The sequence below is a fragment of the Stenotrophomonas rhizophila genome, assembly GCF_001704155.1.
Taxonomy (GTDB): Bacteria; Pseudomonadota; Gammaproteobacteria; order Xanthomonadales; family Xanthomonadaceae; genus Stenotrophomonas; species Stenotrophomonas rhizophila_A.
Genome location: NZ_CP016294.1, coordinates 1,147,830 through 1,171,189 on the forward strand (window position 1 = coordinate 1,147,830; position 23,360 = coordinate 1,171,189).

The 23,360-nt window shown below is 64.0% G+C and carries 19 protein-coding genes and 11 tRNA genes; 26 read left to right on the forward strand and 4 right to left on the reverse strand.

Annotated elements, in window-relative coordinates:
• The first annotated feature begins 67 nt into the window (after positions 1-67).
• From grxC to BAY15_RS05095, 3 genes are all read left to right on the forward strand, one after another.
• Complete coding sequence (gene grxC / locus BAY15_RS05085) at positions 68-364, forward strand: glutaredoxin 3 (RefSeq protein WP_068849564.1); 297 nt, start codon at positions 68-70, stop codon at positions 362-364.
• The gene (locus tag BAY15_RS05090) at positions 361-753 is read left to right on the forward strand and encodes a carboxymuconolactone decarboxylase family protein (RefSeq protein ID WP_068849566.1); all 393 of its coding nucleotides are present in this window, start codon (positions 361-363) and stop codon (positions 751-753) included. The genes grxC and BAY15_RS05090 overlap by 4 nt, the downstream gene beginning before the upstream one ends.
• A gap of 190 nt (positions 754-943) precedes the next feature.
• Positions 944-1,951: an isocitrate dehydrogenase gene (locus BAY15_RS05095; protein ID WP_068849569.1), complete on the forward strand. Its 1,008-nt coding sequence runs from the start codon at positions 944-946 to the stop codon at positions 1,949-1,951.
• 139 nt (positions 1,952-2,090) lie between these two features.
• On the opposite strand, the gene BAY15_RS05100 is transcribed toward BAY15_RS05095, so the two are convergent.
• Positions 2,091-2,849, reverse strand: a complete 759-nt coding sequence (locus BAY15_RS05100) for a Bax inhibitor-1/YccA family protein (RefSeq protein ID WP_068849571.1) — start codon at positions 2,847-2,849, stop codon at positions 2,091-2,093.
• Between the two features lie 162 nt (positions 2,850-3,011).
• On the opposite strand from BAY15_RS05100, the gene BAY15_RS05105 reads away from it, so the two are divergent.
• From BAY15_RS05105 to BAY15_RS05180, 16 genes are all read left to right on the forward strand, one after another.
• Positions 3,012-3,088: transfer RNA gene (locus BAY15_RS05105), tRNA-Pro, on the forward strand.
• A gap of 46 nt (positions 3,089-3,134) precedes the next feature.
• Positions 3,135-3,211: transfer RNA gene (locus tag BAY15_RS05110), tRNA-Arg, on the forward strand.
• A gap of 47 nt (positions 3,212-3,258) precedes the next feature.
• A tRNA-His gene (locus tag BAY15_RS05115) sits at positions 3,259-3,335 on the forward strand.
• A gap of 84 nt (positions 3,336-3,419) precedes the next feature.
• Positions 3,420-3,495, forward strand: a tRNA-Lys gene (locus BAY15_RS05120).
• 178 nt (positions 3,496-3,673) lie between these two features.
• Positions 3,674-3,749, forward strand: a tRNA-Lys gene (locus tag BAY15_RS05125).
• Positions 3,750-3,873: 124 nt separating this feature from the next.
• A tRNA-Leu gene (locus BAY15_RS05130) sits at positions 3,874-3,958 on the forward strand.
• 191 nt (positions 3,959-4,149) lie between these two features.
• The gene (gene tig, locus BAY15_RS05135; RefSeq protein WP_068849573.1) at positions 4,150-5,445 is read left to right on the forward strand and encodes a trigger factor; all 1,296 of its coding nucleotides are present in this window, start codon (positions 4,150-4,152) and stop codon (positions 5,443-5,445) included.
• A gap of 65 nt (positions 5,446-5,510) precedes the next feature.
• Positions 5,511-6,137 (forward strand): ATP-dependent Clp endopeptidase proteolytic subunit ClpP, encoded by a 627-nt coding sequence (clpP, locus tag BAY15_RS05140; protein ID WP_038690153.1) that lies wholly within the window; start codon positions 5,511-5,513, stop codon positions 6,135-6,137.
• A gap of 125 nt (positions 6,138-6,262) precedes the next feature.
• Entirely contained in the window at positions 6,263-7,552 is a 1,290-nt protein-coding gene (gene clpX, locus BAY15_RS05145; protein WP_068849575.1) for an ATP-dependent Clp protease ATP-binding subunit ClpX, read from the forward strand.
• Between the two features lie 141 nt (positions 7,553-7,693).
• Positions 7,694-10,159, forward strand: a complete 2,466-nt coding sequence (lon, locus tag BAY15_RS05150) for an endopeptidase La (RefSeq protein WP_068849576.1) — start codon at positions 7,694-7,696, stop codon at positions 10,157-10,159.
• 205 nt (positions 10,160-10,364) lie between these two features.
• A complete protein-coding gene (locus BAY15_RS05155; protein ID WP_068849578.1) occupies positions 10,365-10,637 on the forward strand; it encodes an HU family DNA-binding protein in 273 nt (90 codons plus the stop codon).
• Positions 10,638-10,648: 11 nt separating this feature from the next.
• Positions 10,649-10,723, forward strand: a tRNA-Val gene (locus BAY15_RS05160).
• Positions 10,724-10,750: 27 nt separating this feature from the next.
• Positions 10,751-10,827: transfer RNA gene (locus BAY15_RS05165), tRNA-Asp, on the forward strand.
• A gap of 114 nt (positions 10,828-10,941) precedes the next feature.
• Positions 10,942-11,018 (forward strand) — tRNA-Asp (locus BAY15_RS05170).
• Positions 11,019-11,106: 88 nt separating this feature from the next.
• Positions 11,107-11,183: transfer RNA gene (locus tag BAY15_RS05175), tRNA-Asp, on the forward strand.
• Positions 11,184-11,317: 134 nt separating this feature from the next.
• Positions 11,318-13,291, forward strand: coding sequence for a peptidyl-prolyl cis-trans isomerase (locus BAY15_RS05180; protein ID WP_068849580.1), 1,974 nt, complete (start codon positions 11,318-11,320; stop codon positions 13,289-13,291).
• Positions 13,292-13,363: 72 nt separating this feature from the next.
• Here BAY15_RS05180 and BAY15_RS05185 read toward each other — a convergent pair whose 3' ends face one another.
• Both BAY15_RS05185 and gloB read right to left on the reverse strand, forming a co-directional pair.
• Positions 13,364-14,566 (reverse strand): lytic transglycosylase domain-containing protein, encoded by a 1,203-nt coding sequence (locus BAY15_RS05185; protein WP_068849582.1) that lies wholly within the window; start codon positions 14,564-14,566, stop codon positions 13,364-13,366.
• Positions 14,563-15,330: a hydroxyacylglutathione hydrolase gene (gene gloB, locus BAY15_RS05190; protein WP_068849584.1), complete on the reverse strand. Its 768-nt coding sequence runs from the start codon at positions 15,328-15,330 to the stop codon at positions 14,563-14,565. Before gloB ends, BAY15_RS05185 begins: the two co-directional genes overlap by 4 nt.
• Positions 15,331-15,341: 11 nt before the next feature.
• Between gloB and BAY15_RS05195 the strand changes: the two genes are divergently transcribed.
• The 3 genes from BAY15_RS05195 to dnaQ are packed head-to-tail and all read left to right on the forward strand — an operon-like array spanning position 15,342 to position 17,181.
• Entirely contained in the window at positions 15,342-15,986 is a 645-nt protein-coding gene (locus BAY15_RS05195) for a methyltransferase domain-containing protein (protein WP_068849585.1), read from the forward strand.
• 12 nt (positions 15,987-15,998) lie between these two features.
• Positions 15,999-16,451: a ribonuclease HI gene (gene rnhA / locus BAY15_RS05200; RefSeq protein ID WP_068849587.1), complete on the forward strand. Its 453-nt coding sequence runs from the start codon at positions 15,999-16,001 to the stop codon at positions 16,449-16,451.
• A 4-nt stretch (positions 16,452-16,455) separates the two neighbouring features.
• Positions 16,456-17,181 carry a DNA polymerase III subunit epsilon gene (gene dnaQ / locus BAY15_RS05205; RefSeq protein WP_068849589.1) on the forward strand — a complete coding sequence of 242 codons (726 nt, stop codon included), beginning with the start codon at positions 16,456-16,458 and terminating at the stop codon, positions 17,179-17,181.
• Positions 17,182-17,227: 46 nt separating this feature from the next.
• Here the strand turns inward: dnaQ and BAY15_RS05210 are convergent, their stop codons facing one another.
• Entirely contained in the window at positions 17,228-17,932 is a 705-nt protein-coding gene (locus tag BAY15_RS05210) for a PP2C family protein-serine/threonine phosphatase (RefSeq protein WP_068854556.1), read from the reverse strand.
• A 171-nt stretch (positions 17,933-18,103) separates the two neighbouring features.
• Between BAY15_RS05210 and BAY15_RS05215 the strand changes: the two genes are divergently transcribed.
• The 4 genes from BAY15_RS05215 to BAY15_RS05230 all read left to right on the forward strand — a co-directional run bounded on the left by BAY15_RS05215 (position 18,104) and on the right by BAY15_RS05230 (position 23,351).
• A tRNA-Ser gene (locus BAY15_RS05215) sits at positions 18,104-18,194 on the forward strand.
• 536 nt (positions 18,195-18,730) lie between these two features.
• Positions 18,731-19,198 (forward strand): hypothetical protein, encoded by a 468-nt coding sequence (locus tag BAY15_RS05220; RefSeq protein WP_237334317.1) that lies wholly within the window; start codon positions 18,731-18,733, stop codon positions 19,196-19,198.
• A 2-nt stretch (positions 19,199-19,200) separates the two neighbouring features.
• The gene (locus tag BAY15_RS05225) at positions 19,201-20,958 is read left to right on the forward strand and encodes a DUF262 domain-containing protein (RefSeq protein ID WP_068849591.1); all 1,758 of its coding nucleotides are present in this window, start codon (positions 19,201-19,203) and stop codon (positions 20,956-20,958) included.
• Entirely contained in the window at positions 20,958-23,351 is a 2,394-nt protein-coding gene (locus tag BAY15_RS05230) for a type I restriction-modification system subunit M (protein WP_068849593.1), read from the forward strand. The genes BAY15_RS05225 and BAY15_RS05230 overlap by 1 nt, the downstream gene beginning before the upstream one ends.
• Positions 23,352-23,360: the final 9 nt, after the last annotated feature.

The following is a 23,360-nucleotide window of genomic DNA, read 5'->3' on the forward strand; positions in this document are numbered from 1 at the left end:
GTGATGACATGGAAAATCCAGCGCAGGGCTACCATATACAGACACTCGTTCTGCCGTGGAGTTTCCCGTGAGCCAAGATGTCGCTTCCAACCCGGGTGGGACGCCGCCCATCACCATCTATTCGACTGCCGTCTGTCCGTACTGCGTGGCGGCCAAGAACTTCCTGAAGAGCAAGGGCCAGAGCTGGACCGAGGTCCGCATTGACCTGGACCCGGTCGAGCGCGAGAAGATGATGGCCAAGACCCGCCGCACCAGCGTGCCGCAGATCTTCGTCGGTGAAGTCCATGTGGGCGGGTACGACGACATGATGGCCCTGCACCGCGAAGGAAAGCTTGAGCCGCTGCTGAACGGGGAAGGCGCATGAGCGCTGCGGACGACGCCGGCAAGGACCGGATCGCCGAGTTCACCGAGTTCCGCCAGCGCATGAACCAGCGCATCCTGGGTGAGCCCAATCAGGTGGTGCGGCGCTTCTTCGCGCTCGACACCCAGACCTACCAGGCCGGCGCACTGGATGTGAAGACCAAGGAGCTGCTGGGCCTGGTCGCCTCGATGGTGCTGCGCTGCGACGACTGCATCAGCTACCACGTGGCCCAGTGCAAGGACGCCGGGGTGACCCGCGAGGAGTTCTTCGAGACCTTCTCGGTCGGTTTGGTGGTGGGTGGTTCGATCGTGATCCCGCATCTGCGCCGGGCCGTGGACTTCCTGGACCAGCTGGAAGGCGGCGCTGAAGCCCCGGCCGTCCACGAACATTGATGCATGGCGCCGCCCGACCAACGGTCGGGCGCTACCCGGGCGCGCCGTAGGCCGGCCAACGGCCGGCGCTACCTTGGTCTATTTGGGGTCCGGGGGCTGGCTGGGGCATAATTGCGGGTGAAACTTCCCTTGCGCCGACGCTCCGGACCCCGGACCCACGGCGCTCCCCCTCGGTTCGGAAACAGATCAAATGACGCAGAAAATCACGGTCATCCGCGGTGACGGCATCGGCCCGGAGATCATGGACGCTACGCTGTTCGTGCTCGGCAAGCTGGACACCGGCTTTGAATACGAAGATGCCGACGCTGGCCTGGTCGCCCTGGAAAAGCACGGCGACCTGATGCCGGCCTCCACCCTGGAATCGATCGCACGCAACAAGATCGCCCTGAAGAGCCCGCTGACCACGCCGGTCGGTGGTGGATTCACCTCGATCAACGTCAGCCTGCGTCGCCACTTCGACCTGTACGCCAACGTGCGTCCGGCGGTGTCGTTCCCGAACACCAAGTCGCGCTTCGGCGACGGCGTGGACCTGGTCACCGTGCGTGAGAACACCGAAGGCGCCTACCTGGCCGAAGGCCAGGAAGTGTCGGCCGACGGTGAAACCGCGTTCTCCGGCACCCGCATCACCCGCAAGGGCTCCGAGCGCATCGTGCGCTACGCCTTCGAGCTGGCCCGCAGCACCGGCCGCAAGAAGGTCACCGCCGTGCACAAGGCCAACATCATCAAGTCGACCTCGGGCCTGTTCCTGGCCGTGGCGCGCGAAGTGGCGGCCAAGTACCCGGACATCGAGTTCCAGGAAATGATCGTCGACAACTGCTGCATGCAGCTGGTGATGCGTCCGGAGCAGTTCGACGTGATCGTCACCACCAACCTGTTCGGCGACATCATCTCCGACCTGTGCGCCGGCCTCGTCGGCGGCCTGGGCCTGGCCCCGGGTGCCAACATCGGTGAGAACGCGGCGATCTTCGAAGCCGTGCACGGCACCGCCCCGGACATCGCCGGCCAGGGCAAGGCCAATCCGTGCGCGCTGCTGCTGGCGGCCGCGCAGATGCTGGACCATGTCGGCCAGACTGAAAACGCCGAGCGCCTGCGCAAGGCCATCGTGGCCACCCTGGAAGCCAAGGACTCGCTGACCGGCGACCTCGGCGGCACCGGCAACACCATGGGCTTCGCCCAGGCCATCGCCAGCCGCCTGTAACCGGGCGCTGTAGAGCCGACTGTCAGTCGGCTGCTCCACAGAAAAAGGGCACCCCATCGGGTGCCCTTTTTCGTTGCGTTTACGTGCGGTCGAACAGCAGCCGACTAACAGTCGGCTCTACCCGCGTTGATGCTACGCCTCAACGCTGCTGCAACTTCGACAGCAGCCGCAGGAATTCCACATACAGCCACACCAGGGTGACCATCAGGCCGAACGCGCCGTACCACTCCATGTACTTCGGTGCGCGCGCGGCGGCGCCGGTTTCGATGAAGTCGAAGTCCAGCACCAGGTTCAGCGCGGCCACCACCACCACGAACAGGCTGAAGGCGATGCCGAGCCAGCTGGCTTCATGGATCACCGGCACGTTGATGTTGAAGAAGCTGAGCACGAACGAGGCCAGGTACAGCAGCGCGATGCCGCCAGTGGCTGCCACCACGCCCAGCTTGAAGTTCTCAGTGACCTTGATCAGGCCGCTGCGGTAGGCCGCCAGCAGGGCGAACAGGGTGCCGAAGGTGAGCAGCACGGCCTGGAACACGATGCCCGGGAAGCGCGCTTCGAACACCGCCGAGATCGCGCCCAGGAAGAAACCTTCCACCAGCGCGTACATCGGCGCGGTGACCGGTGACCATTCCTTCTTGAACACCGTCACCAGGGCCAGGACCAGCCCGCCGATGGCGCCGCCGATGGCATAGATCATCGCGCCCGGGGCGATCTGGCCGTCGGCGCCGATGGTCTGGCTCCAGGCGAAGGCAGCAGTGAGCACGGTCAGCAACAGCAGGATGCCGGTCTTGTTGACCGTGCCGTTGATGGTCATCACCTGGTCGGGCGAGGTCACCACCGAGCCGCTGGCCAGGTCGAGGAACGTCGACTCCGAAAGTGCGGGATTGCCGCTGCGCATTGCCAATCTCCTTGAAGGGTAGGGGTAGGGCCGTCCGGCCGCTGCAGAAAGCATAGCGCCCGATCACGAATGTGAAAAACCTTGTGAAAACCGTTGACAGATGCCTCGCCGATTCCCACAATAGCCGACTCTTTCGGGGGGAACCTCGAGGGATCAAACCACCGGGGTATAGCGCAGTCTGGTAGCGCGCCTGCTTTGGGAGCAGGATGTCGGGGGTTCGAATCCCTCTACCCCGACCACATCCCGCTGCTCAAAACGGGATGGGAATGCGACAATCCGGTCCGGGCGCCCGTAGCTCAACTGGATAGAGCACCGGCCTTCTAAGCCGGCGGTTACAGGTTCGATTCCTGTCGGGCGCACCATCGGTGCAAGCGTCAGGATGTTTCAAACGAATAAACAGGTTTCAGTGGTGGCTGTAGCTCAGTTGGTTAGAGTACCGGATTGTGATTCCGGTGGTCGGGGGTTCGAATCCCCTCAGCCACCCCACTGATTTGAAGTGCCCGTTTCACCGGAAGTGGATCGGGGTTGCAAAAAAAGGCGCAAACGCTACACTATGCGCCTGGGATTTCAGGGCTGTTAGCTCAGTTGGTAGAGCAGTTGACTCTTAATCAATAGGTCCAAGGTTCGAATCCTTGACAGCCCACCAAGACAGAAGCCGCCTGGTTTGCCAGGCGGCTTTTTTCTTGCCTGCGATCCGGTATGGCGCGGACACGCACGGCGTGTCGCTACGCGGCGCCCGCCCCATCGCCCGCGCCTGAACATTGCCTGCAAAAACCCCTTGCACCCCCGTGCGGCATTGCGTCATAATTCGCCTCCCGATTTTCGGGCTGTTAGCTCAGTTGGTAGAGCAGTTGACTCTTAATCAATAGGTCCAAGGTTCGAATCCTTGACAGCCCACCAAGACGAAAGCCATCCGGTCCGCCGGGTGGCTTTTTTCTTGCGCGCGATCCGGTATCGCGCGAACACGCATGGCGTGTCCCTACCGGCGACCTGCTTCCGGTCTTCACGTACAATGCGCACCAGCGCGAAAGTGGCGGAATTGGTAGACGCCCTGGATTTAGGTTCCAGTGCCGCAAGGCGTGGGGGTTCGAGTCCCCCCTTTCGCACCAGCTGACAGGGCAGGGGACTCCCCTGAACACGCCCCGGAATGACGTTCCCGGCACCCTGCTGGCGGCGCTGGCCGTTATCGGCCAAACTACAGGGCTGCGGCGGGCAGGCGCGTCCACGACCCCGCGTTCTCAACCCGTTTCATCCAATCACATCGTGCCGGGGGCGTCGCCACCGGTTGGCAGGAGTCAACATGCAAGCTTCGATCGAATCCACCGGCAATCTGGAACGCCGCCTGACCTTCTCGCTGCCGGAAGACCGCCTGCAGACCCACATCAGCGGCCGCCTGGGCGAAATCGCCCGCACCGCGCGCATCAAGGGCTTCCGCCCGGGCAAGGTGCCGGCCAAGGTGATCGAGCAGCGCTTCGGCCAGCAGGTTCGCAGCGAAGCCGTTGACGGCCTGCTGCGTGAGACCTTCGATGCCGCCATCCGCGAGCACGAACTGCGCATTGCCGGCGCGCCGCGCATCGACAAGGGCGACGCAGGTGAGTTCTCCTTCGTGGCCACCGTCGAGCTGGTGCCGGACTTCGGCGACGTCGACGTCAGCAAGCTGACCGTCGTGCGCCACACCGCCGAGATCAACGACGCCGACATCGACCAGATGATCACCAACCTGCGCGAACAGCGCCGCAGCTGGAGCCCGGTGGATCGTGGCGCCCAGGAGGGCGACCTGGTGGCGCTGGAAACCTGGTCGCAGGCCGGCGATGAGCGCCTGCCGGCAGAAGGCACCGAAAAGGGCAGCGTGGTGGTGGGCCAGGGCATGATGTTCGAGCAGATCGAACAGGGCCTGGTCGGCCTGGCCAAGGGTGAAGAAAAGACCCTGGACGTCGAGTTCCCGGCCGACTGGCGCGTGCCGGCGCTGGCTGGCAAGCAGGTCAAGGTCACCGTCAAGGCGGTGGACGTGTCCGCGCCGGTGCTGCCGGAGGTGGATGCCGAGTTCATCAAGAGCTTCGGCGTGAAGGGCGGCGACGTGGAGCAGTTCCGCAAGGACATCCGCGCCAACCTGGAGCGCGAGCTCAAGGGCGCCCTGATGAACCGCCTGCGCCGTGAAGTGGGCGAGCAGCTGATTGCCGCCTACGCCTCGGTCGAAATGCCGCCGCGCCTGGTCGACAACGAAGCCCGCGCCATGCTGGCCCAGCAGGTCGAGCAGATCCGCCGCAGCGGCCGCAACCCGGGCGAAATCCCGGCCGACGCCCATGAAGGCTTCAAGGACGCGGCCGCCAAGCGCGTGCTGGTTGGCCTGCTGGTCGGTGAAGTGGCCCGCCGCAACGACCTGCGCCTGGACCCCAAGCGCCTGAACGAAACCATGCGCCTGATCGCCTCGACCTATGAAGAGCCGGAGCAGGTCATTGAGATGTACCGCAACGACCCCCAGCTGATGAGTGGGCTGCAGAACCGCGTGATGGAAGAGCAGGTGATCGACTGGATCGCCGAGCGCGCCCAGCACACGGAAGAGCAGTTGTCGTTCCAGGACGCGATCCGCCAGTAAGCGGCCCGCGTTTTACGCCCCGCGCCCCGGCGCGGGGTCGTTCCCCCCAAAATAGGTGCCTCACAATGGACAACCGAACCACAGCCCTGAACATGGTTCCGATGGTGGTCGAACAGACCAGCCGCGGCGAGCGCGCCTATGACATCTATTCGCGCCTGTTGAAGGAGCGCCTGATCTTCCTCGTGGGCCCGATCGACGATCACATGGCCAACGTGGTGGTGGCGCAGCTGCTGTTCCTGGAAGCGGACAATCCGGAAAAGGACATCAGCATCTACATCAACTCGCCCGGTGGCGTGGTCACCGCCGGAATGGCGATCTACGACACCATGCAGTACATCAAGCCGGACGTGAGCACCATCTGCGTCGGCCAGGCCGCCTCGATGGGCGCGCTGCTGCTGGCCTCCGGCGCCGCCGGCAAGCGTTACGCGCTGCCGAATTCGCGCGTGATGATCCACCAGCCGCTGGGCGGTTTCCAGGGCCAGGCCACGGATATCGACATCCACGCCCGTGAGATCCTGACCCTGCGTTCGCGCCTGAACGAAGTGCTGGCCAAGCACACCGGCCAGTCGCTGGAGACCATCGCGCGCGATACCGAGCGCGACAACTTCAAGAGCGCGGCCGATGCGGTGGCTTACGGCCTGGTCGACCAGGTGCTCGAGCGCCGTCCGGAAGAGTCGATCACCCCGGCCTGATGTGCCGCCAGGCCGGGAAACCGGCCTGTTTCCGCAGGGTCGGGCTGGACTGGCGTCCTCCCGACCCTGTGCTATTCTCGAATCGAACCCCCGTTCAGCGGGTGGGGTAACTGGGTAAGCGAAGCATGAGCGAAGACCGCCAAGGTCGTTCCACGGAAACCGGCAAGATCCTCTACTGCTCCTTCTGCGGAAAGAGCCAGCACGAGGTGCGCAAGCTGATTGCTGGGCCGAGCGTGTTCATCTGCGATGAATGCGTGGAGCTGTGCAACGACATCATCCGTGAAGAGCTCGAGGAAAAGGCGCAGTCGGCGCGCAGTTCGCTGCCCAAGCCGCGCGAGATCCTCGAAGTCCTGGATCAGTACGTGATTGGCCAGAACCGGGCCAAGCGCACGCTGGCCGTGGCCGTGTACAACCATTACAAGCGCATCGAGAGTCGCCAGAAGAACGACGAAGTCGAACTGGCCAAGTCCAACATCCTGCTGGTCGGTCCGACCGGTTCGGGCAAGACCCTGCTGGCCGAAACCCTGGCCCGCCTGCTCAACGTGCCGTTCACCATGGCCGACGCCACCACGCTGACCGAAGCCGGTTACGTGGGCGAGGACGTGGAAAACATCATCCAGAAGCTGCTGCAGAAGTGCGATTACGACGTCGAAAAGGCGCAGCAGGGCATCGTCTACATCGATGAAATCGACAAGATCTCGCGCAAGAGCGAGAACCCGTCGATCACCCGTGACGTGTCCGGCGAAGGCGTGCAGCAGGCGCTGCTGAAGCTGATCGAAGGCACCGTGGCCAGCGTTCCGCCGCAGGGCGGTCGCAAGCACCCGCAGCAGGAATTCCTGCAGGTGGACACCAAGAACATCCTGTTCATCTGCGGCGGCGCGTTCGCCGGGCTGGACAAGGTGATCCAGGCCCGCTCCAACGATTCGGGCGGCATCGGGTTCGGTGCCAAGGTCAAGAGCTCCGAGCGCAAGCAGGAAGTGGGCAAGGTGCTGGCCGAAGTCGAGCCGGAAGACCTGATCAAGTTCGGCCTGATCCCGGAATTCGTCGGCCGCCTGCCGGTCGTGGCGACCCTGGAAGAGCTGGACGAAGCGGCCCTGGTCAGGATCCTGACCGAGCCGAAGAACGCCATCACCAAGCAGTTCAAGAAGCTGTTCGAGATGGAGCACGTGGAGCTGGAGTTCCGGCCGGACGCCCTGTCGGCCATTGCCCGCAAGGCGCTCAAGCGCAAGACCGGTGCCCGTGGCCTGCGTACCATCGTCGAATCGGTCCTGCTGGACACCATGTACGACCTGCCTTCGGCAGAAAACGTCAGCAAGGTGGTGGTGGACGAATCGGTGATCGAACACAAGTCCGAGCCGTACCTGATCTACCAGACCCCGCCGGCTCCTGAACAGAAGGCCGCTGGCGCTGAATAATCCATCAAGCATTTGAATTGATGGACCTTTTTCAGAGCATCTTGCATCTGGACGCCGATGGCCCCATAACGGGGCCATCGGCTTTTTTGTATCCGGGTGACGCTGCCCGGAGGCCATCCCCACTGCTCAACTGGAGCCCACATGGCCCGTTCCCCAACTGAGACTCTCGACCTGCCGGTACTGCCGCTGCGCGACGTGGTGGTGTTCCCGCACATGGTCATTCCGCTGTTCGTCGGCCGCGACAAATCCATGCATGCGCTGGAGCAGGCGATGGAGGCGGACAAGCGCATCCTGCTGCTGGCGCAGAAGTCGGCCGAGACCGACGACCCCACCGCCGCCGATCTCTACCAGGTCGGCACCCTGGCCCAGGTGCTGCAGCTGCTGAAGCTGCCCGACGGCACCATCAAGGTGCTGGTGGAAGGCCTGTCGCGCGTCAACGTCACCCAGGTCACCGAGCGCGACGGTTCGCTGCACGGCGTGGCCGAGGAAATCGAATCGGACGACGCGCGCGAGCCGCGTGAGGTCGAGGCCATCGCCCGTTCGCTGATGTCGCTGTTCGAACAGTACGTCAAGACCAACCGCAAGCTGCCGCCGGAGCTGCTGCAGACCCTGGCCGGCATCGATGAACCGGCGCGCCTGGCCGATACCATCGCCGCGCACATCAGCGTGCGCCTGGCCGACAAGCAGCGCCTGCTGGAAACCCTGCAGGTCGGTGACCGCCTGGAAATGCTGGTGGGCCTGGTCGACGGCGAGATCGACGTGCAGCAGATGGAGAAGCGCATCCGCGGCCGGGTCAAGTCGCAGATGGAAAAGAGCCAGCGCGAGTACTACCTCAACGAGCAGATGAAGGCCATCCAGAAGGAACTGGGCGACCTCGACGATGCGCCGGGCGAGCTGGAAGAGCTGGCGCGCAAGATCGCCGAAGCGGGCATGCCCAAGCCGGTGGAAGCCAAGGCCAAGGCCGAGCTCAACAAGCTCAAGCAGATGTCGCCGATGTCGGCCGAAGCGGCCGTGGTGCGCAATTACCTGGATTGGCTGCTGGGCGTGCCGTGGAAGAAGCGCACCAAGGTGCGCAAGGACCTCAAGGTTGCCCAGGACACCCTGGATGCCGACCACTTCGGCCTGGACAAGGTCAAGGACCGCATCCTGGAATACCTGGCGGTGCAGTCGCGCGTGAAGCAGATGAAGGGCCCGATCCTGTGCCTGGTGGGGCCGCCGGGCGTGGGCAAGACCTCGCTGGGGCAGTCCATCGCCAAGGCCACCAACCGCAAGTTCGTGCGCATGAGCCTGGGCGGCGTGCGCGACGAGGCCGAGATCCGTGGCCACCGTCGCACCTACGTCGGCTCCATGCCGGGCCGCATCGTGCAGAACCTCAACAAGGTGGGCAGCAGGAACGCGCTGTTCGTGCTGGACGAGATCGACAAGATGTCGATGGACTTCCGTGGCGACCCGTCTTCGGCGCTGCTGGAAGTGCTCGACCCGGAACAGAACAACGCCTTCAACGACCACTACCTGGAAGTGGACCTGGACCTGTCCGAAGTGATGTTCGTGGCGACCTCGAACTCGCTCAACATCCCCGGCCCGCTGCTGGACCGCATGGAAGTGATCCGCATCCCCGGCTACACCGAGGATGAGAAGCTCAACATCGCCATGCGCTACCTGGTGCCCAAGCAGCTCAAGGCCAACGGCCTGAAGCCGGAGGAGCTGGAAATCGAGGCCGACGCCATCCAGGACGTGGTGCGTTACTACACCCGCGAATCGGGCGTGCGCAACCTCGAGCGCGAAGTCGCCAAGATCTGCCGCAAGGTGGTGAAGGAAATCGCGCTGGGCGGTCCGGCGGTGCTGGCCAAGCCGGCCAAGGCCGGCAAGAAGGCCGCGGCGAAGAAGAAGGCACTGGTGGTGGTCAACGGCCGGAACCTGGAGAAGTACCTGGGCGTGCGCCGCTTCGACTTCGGCCGCGCCGAGGAGCAGAACGAGATCGGCCTGGTCACCGGCCTGGCCTGGACCGAAGTGGGCGGCGACCTGCTGCAGATCGAATCCACCCTGGTCCCGGGCAAGGGCGCGCTGATCCTGACCGGCCAGTTGGGCAACGTGATGAAGGAATCGGCCTCGGCCGCGCTGTCGGTGGTGCGTTCGCGCGCCGAGCGGCTGGGCATCGATGCCGAGTTCCTGCAGAAGCATGACGTGCACGTGCACGTGCCCGATGGCGCCACCCCGAAGGACGGCCCCAGCGCCGGCATCGCGATGGTCACCTCGTTGGTGTCGATGCTGACCAAGGTGCCGATCCGCGCCGAAGTGGCGATGACCGGCGAGATCACCCTGCGTGGTCGCGTCACCGCCATCGGTGGCCTGAAGGAAAAACTGCTGGCGGCGCTGCGCGGTGGCATCACCACCGTGATCATCCCCGAAGAGAACCGCAAGGACCTGGCTGACATTCCGGCCAACGTCACCCGCGACCTGAAGATCATTCCGGTGAAGTGGATTGAAGAGGTGCTGGACCTGGCCCTGGAAACGCCGCTGACCGCGCCCAAGCCAAAGAAGGATGGGCAACGCGTCACAGTGCGGGGCAAGAGCAAGACAGCATCCACAACGCGCGTCAAGCACTGACGCGCGCATGGGAAATGCCCGAAACCCGCGTCGTTATTGGCTTTTCAGCTTGCGCGGGTAGGGGTGCGCTGGTATAAAAGCACCACTCGCAAGTCAGCAGACGCTGACGGGTGCGAATCGAGAACTTCACTGGCGTCCGGCCACGTAGCGGGCCGGATGCTTCACTGTCGAACATGCGGAATCCCCGCCAAAGGAGCTGTACAGAATGAACAAGACCGAATTGATCGACGCCGTTGCCGAATCCGCTGACCTGACCAAGGCCGAGTCGCAACGCGCTGTCGATGCCGTCATCGCTGCTGTCACCAAGGCCCTGAAGGGCGGTGATGCGGTGACCCTGGTGGGCTTCGGTACGTTCCAGGTGCGCGACCGCGCCGCCCGTACCGGCCGCAACCCGAAGACCGGCGACACCATCAAGATCGCTGCGTCGAAGAATCCGTCGTTCAAGGCTGGCAAAGCCCTGAAGGATGCCGTAAACTAAGCGGCTTGCTGGGGTGCTTAGCTCAGCGGTAGAGCGTCTCCTTTACACGGAGAGGGTCGGGGGTTCGAAACCCTCAGCACCCACCATGCACCGCCAGTAAAAGTTTGAAATGTGGAGCGGTAGTTCAGCTGGTTAGAATGCTGGCCTGTCACGCCGGAGGTCGCGGGTTCGAGTCCCGTCCGCTCCGCCAGTTTCAACGAGGCCCCTGAGCAATCGGGGGCCTTGTTTTCTGTAATGAAGTTGTAGAGTCGTTTGTAGAGTCGACTGTTAGTCGACTGTCGGCCGACTTCGAAAAAATAAACGCGGAGCGGTAGTTCAGCTGGTTAGAATGCTGGCCTGTCACGCCGGAGGTCGCGGGTTCGAGTCCCGTCCGCTCCGCCAGTTACAAAAAATCCTCGAAAAGCAGTACTTCGGGGTGGGTTTTCTGAATATCTTCGGATATAATGAGCGCCTGCAAAGTTTCAAGCGCGGAGCGGTAGTTCAGCTGGTTAGAATGCTGGCCTGTCACGCCGGAGGTCGCGGGTTCGAGTCCCGTCCGCTCCGCCAATTCTTGAAGGCCCCTGGTGCAAACCAGGGGCTTTTCTTTTTGCTGCGATGCCCGGGTGCCGGGCGCCCCTGTTGGGGAGTGGCGCGAAGCGGGGTACACTGCCGGATTCGCCAATCGGGCCTTGATTTCTCCCATGCTGCAGAAACTTCGCGACAAGACCTCGGGCTGGATCGTTACCGTGATCCTGGGGCTGCTGATGATTCCGTTCCTGTTCGTGATCGACTCCAGCTACCTGGGTGGTGTCGGCGCGCAGAACGTGGCCAAGGTGGCAGCGCCGCCGACCTGGTGGCGCTCGGCGCCGTCGTGGTGGCCGATGTCCTTCCTCTGGCAGCACCATGAAATCAGTGCGGAAGAATTCCGTACCCGTTTCGAGCAGGCGCGCCAGCAGGCCCGCCAGCAGCAGGGCGAGAACTTCGACCCGCGCCAATTCGAAAGCGCCGAGAACAAGCGCGCCGTGCTCGACCAGATGATCGATGAGAAGGTCGTGCGCCTGGCCGGCGAACAGTCCGGCATCGTCATCGGCGACGCCGCCGTGCGCGAAACCATCGCCTCCATCCCGGGCTTCATCGGCCCCGATGGCAAGTTCAACCAGGACCAGTACCGCCTGGCGCTGACCACCGGCAACCCACCGCGCACCCCGGCGCAGTTCGAAACGCTGGTGCGCGAGAGCCTGCAGCAGTCGATCATTCCGCAGGCGCTGCAGGAATCGGGTTTTGTCACCAGCGTGGAGGCCGAGCGGCTGATGAAGCTGCTGGGCGAAACGCGTGACGTGGAAATCGCCGCGCTGCCGGAGCTGCCGGCCGATACGGCAGAAGTGACCGACGCACAGATCAAGCAGTGGTACGACAGCCACCCGAAGGATTTCCGTCAGCCGGAAACCGTGTCGCTGGAGTTCGTGGAAATCAACGCGGCCGCGCTGCCGCCGGCGGCCGCCGCCGATGAAGCCACCCTGCGCAAGCGCTACGCCGACGAGAAGGCGCGCTTCTCCACGCCCGAAGCCCGTCTTGCATCGCACATCCTGATCGCCGCCGATGGCAGCGAACCGGCCAAGCTCAAGGCCGCTGAACAAAAGGCCGCCGCACTGGCAACGCAGGCCAAGGCGCCGGGTGCGGATTTCGCCGCGCTGGCCAAGGCCAACTCGGACGACACCGGCTCCAAGGCCACCGGTGGTGACCTGGGCTGGGTGGAACGCGATTCCATGGTCAAGCCGTTCGAAGACGCGCTGTTTGGCATGAAGGCAGGCGAGGTGAGCGCACCGGTCAAGACCGAGTTCGGCTACCACGTGCTGCAGCTGCGCGAGGTCCGTGGTGGCCAGCAGCGTCCGTTCGAGGAGGTCCGCGACCAGCTCGCCGCCGAACAGCTCAAGGCCGACAACGAAGGCGCGTTCTCCGAACTGAGCGGCCGCCTGGTCGACCAGGTCTACAAGAACCCGACCTCGCTGCAGGGCGCGGCCGATGCGCTGAAGCTGAAGGTGCAGACCCTCGGCCCGTTCACCCGCGACACCGCCAGTGGCATTGCCGCCAACCCGGCAGTGCTGCGCGCGGCGTTCTCCGATGTGCTGGTGCAGGACGGCACCGTGAGCGACCCGATCGCGATCACGCCCGACCACAGCGTGATGATCCGCGTGACCGACCACAGCCCGGAACAGGCATTGCCGCTGGACAAGGCCCGCGACGGCGTGATCGCCGCGATCCGCGCCGACCGCAACCGCCAGGTCTCGGCCAAGGCCGCTGATGCGCTGCTGGCCAAGCTCAACGCCGGGCAGACCCTGCAGGCGCTGGCCGCCGAAGAGAAGCTGCAGCTCAGCCCGCTGCCGGGCCTGCCGCGCACCCAGCCGGTGCCGACCCCGGAGATCAACCGCGCCGTGTTCGCCGCCCCGGCCCCGGCCGAAGGCAAGCCGAGCTATGGCAAGGTCGCCGTGCAGGACCGCTACGTGGTGTTCGCGGTCAACAAGGTGACCCCGCCGAACCTGGCTGATGTCCCGGCCGAGCAGAAGCAGCAGTTCAAGGACCAGCTGGACCAGGTAGACGGCATGGCCTCGGCCAAGGCCTTCATCCAGGCCATGCGCAAGCACTACAAGGTGCAGGTCGAAGAAGCCAACCTGTAAGGGTTGGCTGGCGTCCGCTTACGAAAAAGGCCCGGCAATGCCGGGCCTTTTTTTTGTTGCGCCTTGTCCGCCTCAATCCTCGACGCGCAACACCGCACCGGGCTTGAGCACGCTGCTGCCGCTGAGGTTGTTCAGCGACAGCAGCGCCTTGAGTGGCATCCCGTAGCGCTTGGCAATCGTCCACGCAGACTCGCCGTTGCGTACAGTGTGGCGGCGCGCCTTGGGGCGGTCCGCGCTGGCAACGGCGCGGCTGGCGACCTGGGTCTGCGTACGCGGGCTGACCGTGTCCGACACGGGCGCCTCAGCCTGGGCCAGCATCACCGAAGGGTCCACCGGCGCGTGGGTGGCCGGGGCCAGCACGGTCACCTGGCCGCTGGGGCGGCCCTTGCCGCTGGCCAGGGCCGGATTGAGCCGGGCGATGCGCGCCGGGTCCAGCGAGCGCTGTACGGCCCACTGCTGCACGCTGGTGCCGGCTGGCAGGGTGTGGCCCTTCAGCACCGGCACGGTGCGGTCAAGCGATGCCATCACCGCCGGCGTGGTTTCAGCGTTTTCCAGCACACAGGCCAGCGCGTGCAGCTTCTCCACGTAGGCATAGGTCACCGGCGACAGCCCCGGCAGCTCGGCAGGGCGCGCGTTCTGCGCGTTCATGCCGGCCTTGCGCAGCGACTGCAGCACGCGGTACTCGCCAGCGTTGTAGGCCATGGTGGCCAGGCGCCAGTCGCCGCCGAACATCCCGTGCAGGGTCTTGAGGTAGCGCACTGCGGCCTGGGTGGAATCGGCCGCCGAGAGCCGGCCGTCGTAGCCGCTGGTCATCTGCACGCGGTGGTTCCTGGCGGTGGAGGCGATGAACTGCCACAGGCCAGCCGGGCCGGCCCCATTGCGCGCGTTGGGCCGGTAGCCGCTTTCCACGAACGGAATCAGCGCGAACTCAGTGGGCAGGTTGGCAGCGCGCAGCTCTTCGACCACATAGCCGAACAGCACCAGTGCATCGTCATCCTGGTTGGCCAGGCGCGAGGGCGCATGGGCGAACTGCTTCTGCCAGCGTGGGCTGGTGGCCTCGACGTCGCAGGTCGGTTCGGCCAGGCCATCGCGGAAACTGGCGAAGATGTCCTGGCCATTGCGGACCGAAGCGGGGGGCAGGGCAGTACCGTCCAGCGGCAACTGCGACAAACCGGCCACGTTTTGCGACATCCCCGCACTCAACGACTGGGCGCCCGCGGTGCCGGCGATGGCGATCGCCAGGCCTGCCGCGAGCGGCAACCATCGCCGACTCATGTTCGGAATCCGTCTTTCCAGCCCCGCAGACCTGCCAGGACATCGACTTCATCGGTGACGGGACGACCGAGGTGCTGGCTGACGGCAGCGCGGACAGCGGGGGTATCGGTTCGCAGGAACGGGTTGCATTCCAGCTCGCTTGCCAACGTAACGGGCAGCGTAGGGCGTTCATCGCGGCGCATGGCCAGTGCCTCCTCATGGCGTCGCGCGAGCGCGGCGTTGGCGGGGTCGACATGCCGCGCGAAGACGGCATTTGACACGGTGTATTCATGGCCGCAGCACAACAACAGGTGCGGCGGCAGGGACGCCAGCTTGTGCAGGGAAGCCAGAAGCTGGGGTGGCGTACCTTCGAACATCCGGCCACAGCCCAGGCTGAACAACGCATCTCCGCTGAAAAGATGTTCAGCGCTGTGAAATGCGATGTGCGTCCGGGTGTGTCCGGGCACGGATACTACGTCGATCTCGAGCCCCAGTGCCTGAATGCGTTCACCTTCCCCTACCCGGCGGGTGGCGCCGGGAATGCGCGGATCGTGTGGGGCGATCACCTCCAGCCCCGCAAACCGGGCCTGCAGCTCCGCCACGCCGCCGATGTGGTCGTCGTGGTGGTGAGTGAGCAGGATCGTGTGCGGGCGCCAGTTCTGCTGCGCTGCGGCGGCCACCACGGGGGCCGCCTGGCCGGGGTCGACCACGATCGCGCGGCCGTCGTCGGCGACCAGCGCCCAGATGTAGTTGTCCGCGAATGCGGGTAGGGCAGTCAGTCGCATAGAATTGGACCATGCCCGCCGCGCCGAGCCCCCGTCAAGCTTCCGTCGCATCCTGGTTTGATACTGAACCGGCGCAGGCGCTGCGTGAGCTGGAGCGCAAGGCTTTGGAGCCGGTGCTGGCCTCGCACCCGCTGAACCCCTGGTTGTGGATCGCGCCGACCCCGGCCTGGCTGGAAGATGCCGCGCTGCCGGGGCAGGGCGTGCGCCTGCACCGCAGCGCCGGCGGCTACACCGGCGACGTTACCTGCGCGCTGCCGCTGCCGTTCCAGACCGAGAGCCTCAACGCCATCGTGCTGCAGCACGTGACCGCCCGCGACGCCGAACAGCTGATCGCCGAATGCGAGCGGGTCCTGATGCCCGGCGGGCGGCTGTGGCTGTCCACGCTCAATCCGTTCAGCCCATTCCGCAGCCAATGGCGCCGGCACGGGTTGGTGGTGCGCACCCCGCAGCGGCTGCGCCACACCCTGGAGCGGGCCGGGCTGGCCTGCGACGACCTGGCCTGGCTGGGCCCGATGTGGCACACCCGCGCGCCCGAGCGCGGCAGCATCGCCGCCCTGCGCGCGGCCTGCCTGTTCACTGCCGAAAAACGCACCCTGGCCCTGCCAGGACCTACGCCACTGCCGGTACGCCGTTGGCACGGCACCGTGGCGACCTGATCTGGAGTTGTATTGAAAACCATTGAAATCCACACCGACGGTTCCTGCCTCGGCAATCCCGGCCCCGGCGGCTGGGCCGCGTTGATGCGCTACAAGGGCCACGAGCGCGAGCTGAGCGGTGGCGAAGCGCACACCACCAACAACCGGATGGAGCTGATGGCCGCCATCTCCGGCTTGGAAGCACTGACCGAACCCTGCGAGATCGTGCTGTTCACCGATTCGCAGTACGTGCGCCAGGGCCTGACCCAGTGGCTGCCGGGCTGGATCCGCAAGAACTGGAAGACCGCCGGTGGCGACCCGGTCAAGAACCGCGACCTGTGGGAGCGGCTGCATGCGGCCACGCAGAAGCACAGCATCGACTGGCGCTGGGTGAAGGGCCATTCCGGTGACCCGGACAACGAGCGGGTGGATACGCTGGCGCGCGACGCCGCGATCCGGATCCGTGCCGCCGGCCCGGTACACTAAGCCCATGCGTCAGATCATCCTCGATACCGAAACCACCGGCCTGGAATGGCGCAAGGGCAACCGCATCGTCGAAATCGGCTGCGTGGAACTGCTGGAACGCCGCCCGAGCGGCAACAATTTCCACCAGTACCTCAAGCCGGACTGCGAGTTCGAACAGGGCGCGCAGGAAGTCACCGGGCTGACCCTGGAGTTCCTGGCCGACAAGCCGGTGTTCGCGCAGGTGGCCGAAGAATTCCTGGCCTACATCGACGGCGCCGAGCTGATCATCCACAACGCCGCGTTCGACCTGGGCTTCCTGGATTACGAGCTGTCGTTGCTGGGCGACCAGTACGGGAAGATCACCGACCGCTGCACGGTGATCGATACGCTGAAGATGGCGCGCGAGCGCTATCCGGGCCAGCGCAACTCGCTGGATGCGCTTTGCAAGCGGCTGGGCGTGGACAACGCGCACCGCCAGCTCCACGGCGGCCTGCTCGATGCGCAGATCCTGGGCGATGTGTACATCGCACTGACCTCCGGCCAGGAGGAAATCGGCTTTGGTTCGGCCGATGACGTCCGCCCGGGTACGGCACACGCGCAGGCCTTCGATACCAGCCGCCTGTTGCCGCGCCCGCGCGTGGTGGCAACGGCCTCGGAGCGGGAGGCGCACGAAGCGCGCCTGGCCAAGCTGCGCAAGAAGGCCGGGCATGCCATCTGGGATGGCCCTAAGGTGGAAGAATCGGCGGCGTAATGCCGTCGATTCGGTAGCCCCTGCCGTTGGCAGGCAACCGGTTAAATCAATGGCAACGCACCAGAATCACCGTGATGTTGTCCGACCCGCCCCCATCCAGCGCGGCGGCCACCAACGTATCCACGCACTCCTGCGCACTCGCATCGTCGTAGGCCAGGGTGCGGGCGATCCCGGTGTCTTCCACTTCCTCGGTCAGCCCGTCGCTGCACAGCAGCAGCTGCATGCCCGGGCGCAGCTCGCCGGCGGTGGTGGCCACGTTCAGGTGGGCCGGATCGGTCACCCCCAGTGCCTGGGTCACCACGTTGCGGTGCGGGTGCGCGCGCGCCTCTTCGGCCGTCAGGTTGCCCTGCGCCACCATTTCCTGCACCACGCTGTGGTCCTGGCTGAGCTGTGCCAGCTTGCCGTCGCGCCACAGGTAGGCGCGGCTGTCGCCGACCCAGGCCACTTCATAGCGGTTGCCCTGGACCCGGGCGGCCACCACGGTGGTGCCCATCGGCAGGCTGTCGTTGCGGCGGCGCGAGGTGCGGATGATTTCCTCATCGGCCACCCGGATCGCGTGCGCCAGCGTGGCGCCCTGGCGGATCTCGCGCACGATGGTCTCGCGCGCCAGCGCGCTGGCCACTTCGCCACAGGCGTGCCCGCCCATGCCATCGGCCACCAGCCACAGTGCCAGCTCCCCGTCCCCGTAGTAGGTGTCCTCATTGAGATCACGGCGCAGGCCAGGGTGGGTCAGGTGTCCGAATTCGATCATGGAGGTGCGCAGGCCAGGAGTGTCATTGCTGAGGGATAACGGCATGATCGCGGCCCTGCGGACATCCGGCAAGGCATCGATACAGAAGAAATTCATCGGAAGCGCGGGAATGGCTTGCCGTCGGCGGCTCCTGACCGTATTATTCGCTCCCCGGTTCGCCGGGGACCATCTGGAGAGGTGGCAGAGCGGTTGAATGTACCTGACTCGAAATCAGGCAGGCGTTTATAGCGCCTCGGGGGTTCGAATCCCCCCCTCTCCGCCAGATACTTGAATTAAGCCCTTGAATTTCAAGGGCTTTTTTCATTTCCAGCCTGACTGGCATGCCATCCGGTATGCCATAGAGAGCTGGCTGCTGCTGGACTACTCTGGACATAGGTGCGCCTGCCGGCGGGACGCATTCGTCGTTCCTGGTCAGGCGTTTGCATGCCATGGGGGACAGGCGGGCAGTGCATGGACATCTCGATACTCACGTCGACGGCGTGCAAGTTGCACTGAACGACGCCGCAAAGCGTCTTGAACGATCGCATCGATTCCCACAGCCTCAAGGCTCCCCGTTGCGATGAAGATCATCACGAGCAGTCGTCTAACGGGATGATCTGGCCTTTGCAGTGAGCTGATGACTGTTTGTCATGGCTCTGTGGGCTGAGCCGCTGCCTGGAACCAGGATGGTTATCAAAATGCAACCCTTGTGGGATCATGTTGTTGTCAGTGAGCCTGCCGATGGATAGCAGGCTTTCTTCTGCAGCCTATACAAGGAATTGCTGACCCGGATGAGCGATCTGTCCTGGTAGTACACGGATGACGTGCGAACAAATTACAGATCTAACCCAGCCACAGCGCGACCGCCTCGCGTTCATGGAGTTTCGCGTGCGCTTCATTGGGGAGATGCGCCGTCAGGACCTGGTTACGCGGTTTGGCATACAGTCCGCCGCCGCATCCAGGGACCTGGCGCGTTACAAAGAGTTGGCCCCGGGCAACATCTCCTACATCCTGGGGCCGCACTTCCTGCCTGTATTCGACTTCCCGCCGGATCGGCTGCTGTCGTGGCTAACCCAAGGCTTTGGCTATGGTGAGCCGATGCGGCTCAAGGCGTGGGTGGCCAGCGAGAGCCCGTCACGGCTCACGCATCCGGATCTGAACTTGATGGCGAGCGTGACCCGGGGGATTCACCAGGAGTGTCCGCTCGGCATCGAGTACCACTCTATCTCCAGCGGCCGCACTGAGCGGGAGTGCGACGGCATCGATGAAGAGAGAGCGGAAGCGTAACAATGGCCAAGACACTTGAAGCCCACGACAAGCTGATCCGGGAGATCTTCGAAGGCAGCTACCAGTTTGAGATTCCGGACTACCAGCGCCCTTATGCCTGGACGACCGAGCAGGCGGGTGAGTTGTTCGACGATCTGATCTCGGCCATGCAGGACGCCCGTGTCTCCGGCGCGACCAGTCAATACTTCCTCGGCAGCATCGTGCTAATCAAGAACGACAGGGAGCCGAAATCGTCGGTGGTCGATGGCCAGCAGCGGCTGTCCACGCTGACGATGCTCTTCGCGGTACTGCGCGAGGCCATGCCGCATGCCGCAGACGACATCACCGATTTCCTCTACAAAAAGGGCAAGGTCAGCCTCGGCGAGAAAAACGAATACCGCCTGACCGCCCGCGAGGAAGATGCCGACTTCTTCCGCACCAACATTCAGGAGCCTGGCGGCATCGCGCAGTTGGTCGCCAGCACCGACAAGCTGGAAGACAGCCGTCTACGCTACCGCGAAAACGCCACTCTGCTGCTGGGGAAGGCCAAGGCGCTACCGCCCGCCGACCTGATCGCGCTGTGGCAGTTCCTCGCCAACGACTGCTCGCTGGTTGTCATCTCCACGCCCGATCTTGAAGCCGCGTATCGCATCTTCTCCGTGCTCAATAACCGGGGGCTCGACCTCGCGCCTATCGACATCATCAAGGCGCAGGTGCTGGGCCTGATCCGCACCACGGCAGGCGACGTCAAGAGCCGCGCGTATGCCAAAGAGTGGAGCCGGATCGAGAACGCGCTGGGCCGCGACGCTTTCGGCGATCTGTTTGGCCACATCCGCACCATCTACGCCAAGCAGAAGCAGCGGGCCACGCTGGTCAAGGAATTCCAGGAGCACGTCACCGAGTACAAGGAACCCATCGACCTGATCGACAAGGTGATCAAGCCCTACGCCGAAGTGTGGGACTTTGTGCGCGCCGCCGACTTCGAGGCCACTGAGCACGCCGGGACGATCAATGAGCACCTGTCCTGGCTCAACCGCGTGGACTTTAAGGACTGGGTGCCACCGGCACTGGTGTATTTCAAGCGCTTCCGGCAAAGGCCTAAGCTGCTCGCAGAATTTTTCCATTCGTTGGAACGGCTTACCTATTTCCTGCTGGTCACCAAGGTGGGCATCAACGAGCGCATCGAAACCTACGCCGCGCTCACCAAGGAAATCGAACAGGAGACTATCAAGGGCGAGCTGGCCGAGCTCACCACGCTGACACTGCCTGACGCGCAAAAGCGCAAGTTCGTCGCGGCACTCGATGGCGACGTTTACGACGATCTACCCAAGGCAAGGATGGCGCTGGTCTTGCGCCTTGAATCATTGGTGCGGGCCCCGGGAGTGCAACTGCAGAACGCCGTGTCGTTAGAGCACGTGCTACCGCAAACACCGCCGGCTGACTCGGACTGGCTCCAGTGGTTCCCAGATGCGAACGAGCGGGAAGCATGGACACACCGCCTGGCCAACTTGGTTCCGCTTGACCGGAACAAGAATTCGTCAGCCAGCAACTACGACTTCGCCAAGAAGAAGAATGTGTACTTCAAAGGCAAGGGCACCGCGTCACCCTTCGTCCTGACGCAGGAAGTACGCTCGGAAGAAATATGGACACCGGCGATGCTGATTGATCGGCAGAGCCGCCTCGTCGGCGTTCTCAAAAAGCACTGGGCTCTTGAAGTGCCGTCAACCGAGTCTGTCAGTAAAGCGCCTGACACCACAACAGCTATGCAAGGGCAGGCTTGATGAAACCCGTAAAACAGCAAGACCAAAGCAACCTGAAGTGGATTGCCGACTTCATCTGGAACATTGCCGACGACCGCCTGCGCGACGTCTACGTGCGCGGCAAGTATCGTGACGTCATCCTGCCGTTCACTGTGCTGCGGCGGCTCGATGCCGTGCTGCAGTCGACCAAGCAGGCGGTGCTGGAGCGCAAGAAGTTTCTCGACACGCACAACGTGGCCGAGCAGGATGGCGCATTGCGGATGGCATCCGGGCAGGCGTTCTACAACACCTCGGAATTCACCCTCGCCACGCTCACCGCCAGTGGACAGGGGCAGCGCCTACGCGACAACTTCGTTGATTACCTTGACGGCTTTTCGCCGAACGTTCGGGACATCCTGGCGAAATTCAAGTTTCGCGACCAGATTCAGACGATGGTCGAGGCTGACATCCTCGGTCACCTGATCAATGACTTCCTCGACCCCGAGGTCAACCTCTCCCCGATGCCGGTTAAGGATGCGGAAGGCCGGATCAAGCTGCCAGCGCTTGACAACCACGGCATGGGCACGGTGTTCGAGGAACTGATCCGCCGCTTCAACGAAGAGAACAACGAAGAAGCTGGCGAACACTTCACGCCGCGTGACGTGGTCAAGCTGATGGCCAAGTTGCTGTTCCTGCCGGTGGCCGACCAAATCCAGTCTGGCACCTACCTGCTGTACGACGGCAGTTGCGGGACGGGGGGCATGCTGACCGTGGCCGAAGATGCCCTGCACGAGTTGGCGGCGAGCCATGACAAGGAAGTGTCGATCCACCTGTTCGGGCAGGAGATCAACCCGGAAACCTACGCCATCTGCAAGGCCGACCTCTTGCTCAAGGGTGAAGGCGACGAGGCCGAGAACATCGTGGGCGGCGCGGACAAGTCCACGCTGTCGGCAGATCAGTTCCGGTCGCGCGAGTTCGACTTCATGATCTCCAACCCGCCGTACGGCAAGAGTTGGAAGACCGACCTCGACCGGATGGGCGGCAAGAAGGAATTCAGCGACCCGCGCTTCATCGTCAATCACGGCGGCGAAGCCGAGTTCAAGCTCATCACCCGCTCCAGCGACGGGCAGCTGATGTTCCTTGTGAACAAGCTGCAGAAGATGAAGCACAACACGCCGCTGGGCAGCCGCATCGCGCTGGTGCATAACGGCTCCGCGCTTTTTACCGGCGACGCTGCCCAGGGTGAGAGCAACGTCCGCCGCTGGGTGCTGGAAAACGACTGGCTCGAAGCCATCATTGCCCTGCCGCTCAACATCTTCTATAACACCGGCATTGCCACCTACATCTGGGTACTGGCCAACAAAAAGCCTGCGCACCGGCGCGGCAAGGTACAGCTCATCGACGCCTCGCAGTGGTTCCTACCTATGCGGCGCAACCTTGGCAAGAAGAACTGCGAACTGGCCGACGCGGACATTGAGCGCATCCTCAAGCATTACCTCGATCAGCCGCCCGCCAATGCGGAAGCAGCCAAGGCCGTGCCCGAATGCAAGTGGTTCGACAACGCCGACTTCGGCTACTGGAAGATCACGGTCGAGCGCCCGCTGCGCCTCAAGAGCCAGCTCAAGCGCAGCGCCATCGAAGGCCTGCGCTTTGCCACAGGCGATGAGGCGCTGCGCAGCGATATCTACACCAAGCACGGCGACAAGCTGTACACGGAATTCGCCAAGCTCAAACCCGAGATAGAAGCGTGGTTGAAGGGCGACGATGGCGACGAGGATACCGACGACGAGTCCGACGACGAAGACGCCGACACCACCAAGAAGGCCGTCCCGGAAAAGCGGCGCAAGAGGCTGCTCGACCCTGCGACCTGGCTGCGCGACAAGACCCTGATTGAACTGGCCAAGCTGGCGCAGCAGGAACTTGGTGAAGGGGTTTTCGACAACCACAACGAGTTCCGTGCGCGCTTCGAAGCCTTGATGAAGGCCCGCAACGAAAAGCTGGGTGCGCCCGAGAAAAAGGCCATCTACAAGGCGGTCAGCTGGCGCGATGAGACGGCACCTCCCGTTATCGCCAAGCGCAGCAAGCTCAAGGCAGCAGACCATTTCGAACCCGGCTACGACGGCGCGTACCTGGAAACCGTCGGCAAGGATCGCTTCATTGTCCAGTACGAGGCCGATGCCGACCTGCGCGATACCGAGCAGGTGCCGCTCAAGGAGCCTGGCGGCATCGAAGCCTTCTTCACCTGCGAGGTGCTGCCTCACGCGCCGGATGCCTGGATTGCGATGGACGCCACCAAGATCGGCTACGAGATTTCGTTTGCGCGCTACTTCTACAAGCCGACCCCGCTGCGCACACTGGAACAGATTCGCGCCGACATTCTCAAGCTGGAAGCGCAAACCGACGGACTGCTATACAAGATCGTGGGCGCGGCGTGATGTCAGAGG

Excerpts from the sequence above, each read along its gene's own strand:
- BAY15_RS05090 (WP_068849566.1), top strand. The coding sequence starts at position 361 with ATGAGCGCTGCGGACGACGCCGGCAAGGACCGGATCGCCGAGTTCACC.
- BAY15_RS05095 (WP_068849569.1), top strand. The coding sequence starts at position 944 with ATGACGCAGAAAATCACGGTCATCCGCGGTGACGGCATCGGCCCGGAG.
- BAY15_RS05100 (WP_068849571.1), bottom strand. The coding sequence starts at position 2,849 with ATGCGCAGCGGCAATCCCGCACTTTCGGAGTCGACGTTCCTCGACCTG.
- tig (WP_068849573.1), top strand. The coding sequence starts at position 4,150 with ATGCAAGCTTCGATCGAATCCACCGGCAATCTGGAACGCCGCCTGACC.
- clpP (WP_038690153.1), top strand. The coding sequence starts at position 5,511 with ATGGACAACCGAACCACAGCCCTGAACATGGTTCCGATGGTGGTCGAA.
- clpX (WP_068849575.1), top strand. The coding sequence starts at position 6,263 with ATGAGCGAAGACCGCCAAGGTCGTTCCACGGAAACCGGCAAGATCCTC.
- lon (WP_068849576.1), top strand. The coding sequence starts at position 7,694 with ATGGCCCGTTCCCCAACTGAGACTCTCGACCTGCCGGTACTGCCGCTG.
- BAY15_RS05155 (WP_068849578.1), top strand. The coding sequence starts at position 10,365 with ATGAACAAGACCGAATTGATCGACGCCGTTGCCGAATCCGCTGACCTG.
- BAY15_RS05180 (WP_068849580.1), top strand. The coding sequence starts at position 11,318 with ATGCTGCAGAAACTTCGCGACAAGACCTCGGGCTGGATCGTTACCGTG.
- BAY15_RS05185 (WP_068849582.1), bottom strand. The coding sequence starts at position 14,566 with ATGAGTCGGCGATGGTTGCCGCTCGCGGCAGGCCTGGCGATCGCCATC.
- gloB (WP_068849584.1), bottom strand. The coding sequence starts at position 15,330 with ATGCGACTGACTGCCCTACCCGCATTCGCGGACAACTACATCTGGGCG.
- BAY15_RS05195 (WP_068849585.1), top strand. The coding sequence starts at position 15,342 with ATGCCCGCCGCGCCGAGCCCCCGTCAAGCTTCCGTCGCATCCTGGTTT.
- dnaQ (WP_068849589.1), top strand. The coding sequence starts at position 16,456 with ATGCGTCAGATCATCCTCGATACCGAAACCACCGGCCTGGAATGGCGC.
- BAY15_RS05210 (WP_068854556.1), bottom strand. The coding sequence starts at position 17,932 with ATGATCGAATTCGGACACCTGACCCACCCTGGCCTGCGCCGTGATCTC.
- BAY15_RS05220 (WP_237334317.1), top strand. The coding sequence starts at position 18,731 with ATGACGTGCGAACAAATTACAGATCTAACCCAGCCACAGCGCGACCGC.
- BAY15_RS05225 (WP_068849591.1), top strand. The coding sequence starts at position 19,201 with ATGGCCAAGACACTTGAAGCCCACGACAAGCTGATCCGGGAGATCTTC.
- BAY15_RS05230 (WP_068849593.1), top strand. The coding sequence starts at position 20,958 with ATGAAACCCGTAAAACAGCAAGACCAAAGCAACCTGAAGTGGATTGCC.